We start from the raw sequence: 1,038 nt of genomic DNA, 5'->3' as shown, positions 1-1,038 counted from the left end.
CGCTGTATTCAAAGCCAGTTTATCGCTACACGCTTCCCAGAAGAGCCTTCCATCCTTCTCCACGATATGGGCTCCTTTCGTGTTCGCGGCTTCTCGCAGACGAAGCCCAAATGCCGACTGCAGGACCCCTCCCACACGCGCATTTTCTGATAGCTTGTTTAAATACTCTTTTGTTTCTTCCGTTGAATAGGAGCGATTCTGAGGCTTCTCACGGACACTTGTATCTATAAGGCGTGTTTTAGGTGTCCAATTTCTTTCCGAAAACCCTTTTTCTCTTGAAATACTGTTCATTCCCTTTTCTAACAGCCGCAAATTCGTTTCGATATTAATTAGATGACCATTTGAAACGCCTTCAGCCTGTTTATGGGCAATATAAGCTCGGTAATGCGACCGTTTTAGTTGAAAAAGATCCTTTATGTCTTGTTTTTTTGCCCATTCCGCAAAATTTTGTGAAACAGAAAGGGCATGCTTTACCTGAGAAATTGAATGTATACCAGTTTCGGTTTTTGCTCCCCTTAACTCCCTTTTTGAAACGCCAATCATATTAATTTTCTTAATCGCTTGTTCCACTTGATACTTTAAACGATTTCCACCTCGTTTTTTCGCCATCAAACCCCACCTGCTTCATTTTTTTGGGACTGGGATTCTTCCCATGCCTTTTTTACGCTTTTTACGTGTTGCTTCACAATCTCATCTAATTCTAAATTCGGTAGAGAATCCTCTATGTCACTTTCTTGTTTTTTGGTTTTTACAAGATTACGTGGATCCATATCCTTTTCAGCCAGTTCTTCCATCGCTAACTTTGTAAGTTCTTTGTATCTCTTTTTCTCCCCCCTGTAGCTTATTGTTCCGTTTCGACAAAACGCTTGAACCATGGCTCGAATCAAATCGCTTCTGGATATGCCCATATACCAAGCGACAGCTTGAATTTCATAAAAGTTTTTTTCATCGATTCGTGAATTAATATTTTTCATCGGCACCTTTTTCATATGTAAATCAATCATCCCTTCTTTTTTGTATGACAATTTGTATTACGAA

At 39.8% G+C, this 1,038-nt stretch carries 1 protein-coding gene and 1 pseudogene; both read right to left on the bottom strand.

Features of this window, described 5'->3' with window-relative positions; genetic code table 11:
- A pseudogene (locus tag NRI27_RS17965) lies at nucleotides 1-609 on the bottom strand (integrase); the annotation flags it as partial.
- Nucleotides 609-1,004 carry a type II toxin-antitoxin system RelB/DinJ family antitoxin gene (locus NRI27_RS17960; protein WP_371391903.1) on the bottom strand — a complete coding sequence of 132 codons (396 nt, stop codon included), beginning with the start codon at nucleotides 1,002-1,004 and terminating at the stop codon, nucleotides 609-611. The pseudogene NRI27_RS17965 and the gene NRI27_RS17960, both read right to left, overlap by 1 nt.
- Between the last annotated feature and the right edge of the window lie 34 nt (nucleotides 1,005-1,038).

This window comes from Sporosarcina sp. OR05 (assembly GCF_041414805.1).
Taxonomy (GTDB): domain Bacteria; phylum Bacillota; class Bacilli; order Bacillales_A; family Planococcaceae; genus Sporosarcina; species Sporosarcina saromensis.
This window is presented reverse-complemented; position numbering and strand designations above follow the sequence as displayed.